The organism is Streptomyces sp. NH27 (assembly GCF_056859195.1).
The window spans coordinates 1-3,249 of the sequence record NZ_JACEGK010000702.1; the positions used below are offsets into that span (position 1 = coordinate 1).

The window sequence follows — 3,249 nt, forward strand, 5'->3', positions numbered from 1 at the left end:
GCCCGCCACCGCCCAGCTCGGCCCGCCACCGCCCCGCTCAGCGCCGCGCGGCGCCGTTGGAATGTCGGGTCTCGGTCGGCGGATTGGGCGGCTCGTCGCGGCCGGGCTGGTAGCGGGCGCCCTGACGCATCCGGTAGCGGACGACGAAGACGTCGACCACCGCGACCAGCGCGACGAAGGCGCACAGCCCCGCCCAGCCGGGCAGGCTCGCCAGTGCGAAGAGCACCGCGGCGCCCGCGCCCCACACCACACCGAGCAGCGCGAACGTGAGGCGCAGCCGTAGCGCGCTGCGAGCCTGCATCGGTTCGTATCCGCTTCTGGGCACGGGGCTCGCCTCCTGAAAGCGCGTGCCGCCCCCCTTCTCCTTCCAGGGTCCACCCAGCGGGCCCGGTCCGGGGGGTACGGACCGGACGGGTGTACGGAAAACCAGGGCGGCGGGCCGTATCGGCCGCGTAGGGTGCGGCAGCATGGTGGCGATCAGGGACTACGAGCCCGCGGACGCCGACGCTCTCTGCGCGCTGTTACGCGCCGAGGAGCCGTATCAGGTGACGACGCCCAGGAGCGTGCACGCGCAGGCGGTGGCCATGCCGGCCAGGCAGCGCTGCCGGGTGCTGGTCGCGGTGGAGGGCGGGCGGATCGTCGGATGCGCCAGGGCCGGGCTGTTCGCCGATGCCCGGGACGCGGGCGCGGCATTCGTGAACATCAACGTCGCGGCCGCCGTCCGCGGCCGCGGCACCGGCCGGGCGCTGCTGGCCGCCGCCGAGACGTATCTGGACGCGATCGGCGCGACCGCGTGCTACGCGTGGGCGCATCCCGAACCGGCCTGCGAGAGCTTCGCCACAGCCCATGGCTACCGCCCCGGCCGCGAGGCGCGGTTCCTGCGGCTGGACCTGGCCCCCGGCGGCCCGCTGCCGGCCCGCCCGCGGCTGCCGCGCGGCGTACTGCTGCTGCCGGCCGTCGCGTGGGAGCGCGACCCGCGGCCGCTGTGGCGCACGGACGTGGAATGCTTCGGCGACGAGCCGGGCGACGTCGCCGCCGACCACCTCAGTTATGCCGACTGGCGCGCCCTGAACTGGGACCGGCCCGACTTCGACGCCGACCTGAGCACGGTCGCGGTGGTGGACGGCGAGGTCGCCGGGCTGGTCATCGCGCAGACCGACGGTGTGCGGCACTACGCGTCCGGCGGCACCGGAATCCGCCGCCCCTTCCGCGGCCGCGGCCTGGCCAAGGCAGCCAAGGCCCAGTCCCTGTACCTGGCCCGCGCGAAGGGCTACCGCGAGGCCACCACTGCCAACGACGACGGCAACGCGCCTATGCTCGCGATCAACATATGGCTCGGCTACCAACTCTGCGGCTCCGAACGGCGGTACATACGTGACCTCATCCCTCCCCGTCCCGAGTGACCTGTCCTGGTCGCAAGGAGAATGGCTCAACCCGCCCGCGGACGTGGCGGTCGACGGCACCGACCTGCTGGTCACCGCCAGCTCGGGCAGCGACTTCTGGCGCACCACGAGTTACGGCTTCGTGCACGACAACGGCCACGCCCTGCTCACCGACTTCCCGCCCGGCACCGCCGTCGAGGTCGGCTTCCGCGCCGACTTCACCGAGTTGTACGACCAGGCGGGCGCCCTGGTCAGGGTCGACGCCTCGACCTGGATCAAGGCGGGCGTCGAGATCTCCGACGGCCTGCCGCAACTCGGCGCGGTCGTCACCCACGGCACCTCCGACTGGTCGCTCGCCCCGGTCCCGGAGTGGGCGGGCCGCGAGGTGACGATCCGGGTCAGCAGGTCGGGCGACGCGGTGACGGTGCGGGCCCGCTGCGAGCAGGAGCCGTGGCGGACGATCCGGGTGGCGTGGCTCGACCCGGACGCCAAGGCGCAGGCGGGGCTGCTGTGTTGCGCGCCGGAACGGTCCGGGATGACCGTGCGTTTCACCCGCCTGGCCACCGGGCCCGCGGACACGTCCCTGCACTGACGCGCGGGTGCCGGGACCGCGACCGGCCGGTGGGTCGCGGCGCCGGGACGGCATCACCGGCTTGAGCAACCGACCTACGCAACCGGCGCACGCAACCGGCCTACGTCACCGGGTCAAGGGCTCACGTCGCGGGCCCGGTTCGCCGGGCCACGTGACCGCGGCCGCCCGATCGCGGCCGCCCGACCGCGATCACGTGGTCGCGGTCGGGGGCCGCAGCACCGCGTCCAGCGTCCGCGACCACTGCCGGACGATCCCGGCCCGGCGCGCCGAGTCGTCACTGAGCAGGTTGGCCAGGCCCAGGCCGCGGGCCATGTCCAAGGTGGCCTGCACGGTCTCCCGCACCCCGGGGACCGACTCGTCCGCGGCCAGGAACTCCACCGCGAGCCGGTGCGCCTCCCGGCCGATCCGGGCCTCCAGTGCGGCCACCCGGGTGCGTAGCGCCGGCTCGTCGGTGGCCGCCACCCACAGGTGCAGCGCCGCGCGGAAGAGCGGGCCGGTGTGTACGGCGACGAGCATGTCCACGACCGCGTAGGTACGGTCCTGGCCGCGGCCGGGCAGCGCGCGGGCCCGTTCGCGTACGGCGGCCTGCCACTCCTCGGCCATGTGCGCGATGGCCGCGGTGAACAACTCCTCGCGGGTGCGGAAGTGGTGTTGTGCGGCGCCCCGGGTCACCCCGGCCCGCGCGCACACCACGGCAACGGTGCTGCCGGACCAGCCGTGTTCGGCGAGGCAGGCGACGGCGGCGGACAGGATGCGCTGCCGGGTGGCGCGGGCCCGGTCCTGCTTGGGCTCGCGGTCGGAGGTGGTGTGTGAAGTGCTGCCGGTGGTGGGGCTGATGTCGGGGCCGATGGCGGCGTCGGCGTCCGAAGGGGGCCCGCCCGGAGAGGACCTGCCCGGATCGGACCCGTCCGGTGAGGACCCGTCCGGATACGGCGGTTCGCGGTCGGCGGTCGCGCGGCCGGTCACAACGCCCATGGCGGGTCCCGTCGTTCGAGGAACGCCCGCATGCCCTCGGCGGCGTCCGCGGACTCGAAGAGCCGGTGGCTGCGTTGGGCCATCGTCGGGGCGTCGGCGCCAAGCCGGTTCAGCAGTGCCGCCGCGGTCAGTTCCTTGGTCGCGGCCAGGCCCTGCGGTGCGGCGGCGCGCAGGCCGGAGAGGATGCCGTCGAGATCGTCCGCCCACGCGGTGACCAGCCCGATCCTGATCGCCTCCGCCGTGCCGAAGCGCTCGCCGGTGAGGAAGTAGCGCGCCATGGCGCGCTGGTCGCCCGCGGCC

General features: G+C 74.7%; 5 protein-coding genes. 2 read left to right on the top strand and 3 right to left on the bottom strand.

All coding sequences use genetic code 11. From position 1 onward, the window contains the following. Positions 1-37 precede the first annotated feature (37 nt). Positions 38-325, bottom strand: coding sequence for a DUF6343 family protein (locus AC13HU_RS34650; protein WP_483045966.1), 288 nt, complete (start codon positions 323-325; stop codon positions 38-40). A gap of 142 nt (positions 326-467) precedes the next feature. Here AC13HU_RS34650 and AC13HU_RS34655 point away from each other — a divergent pair, with 142 nt between their 5' ends. Together AC13HU_RS34655 and AC13HU_RS34660 are read left to right on the top strand one after the other, a co-directional pair. After that, positions 468-1,403 carry a GNAT family N-acetyltransferase gene (locus AC13HU_RS34655; protein WP_483045967.1) on the top strand — a complete coding sequence of 312 codons (936 nt, stop codon included), beginning with the start codon at positions 468-470 and terminating at the stop codon, positions 1,401-1,403. Then, positions 1,375-1,974 (top strand): DUF1349 domain-containing protein, encoded by a 600-nt coding sequence (locus tag AC13HU_RS34660; protein ID WP_483045968.1) that lies wholly within the window; start codon positions 1,375-1,377, stop codon positions 1,972-1,974. The genes AC13HU_RS34655 and AC13HU_RS34660 overlap by 29 nt, the downstream gene beginning before the upstream one ends. A 189-nt stretch (positions 1,975-2,163) precedes the next feature. Here AC13HU_RS34660 and AC13HU_RS34665 read toward each other — a convergent pair whose 3' ends face one another. Next, positions 2,164-2,949, bottom strand: coding sequence for a TetR/AcrR family transcriptional regulator (locus tag AC13HU_RS34665; protein ID WP_483045969.1), 786 nt, complete (start codon positions 2,947-2,949; stop codon positions 2,164-2,166). Further along, positions 2,937-3,249: enoyl-CoA hydratase-related protein (locus AC13HU_RS34670; RefSeq protein ID WP_483045970.1), on the bottom strand; the 313-nt coding region annotated here is incomplete at its 5' end. The genes AC13HU_RS34665 and AC13HU_RS34670, both read right to left, overlap by 13 nt.

Bases quoted from the DNA above. Each gene is read 5' to 3' on its own strand.
- AC13HU_RS34655 (WP_483045967.1), top strand. From the start codon at position 468: ATGGTGGCGATCAGGGACTACGAGCCCGCGGACGCCGACGCTCTCTGC.
- AC13HU_RS34665 (WP_483045969.1), bottom strand. From the start codon at position 2,949: ATGGGCGTTGTGACCGGCCGCGCGACCGCCGACCGCGAACCGCCGTAT.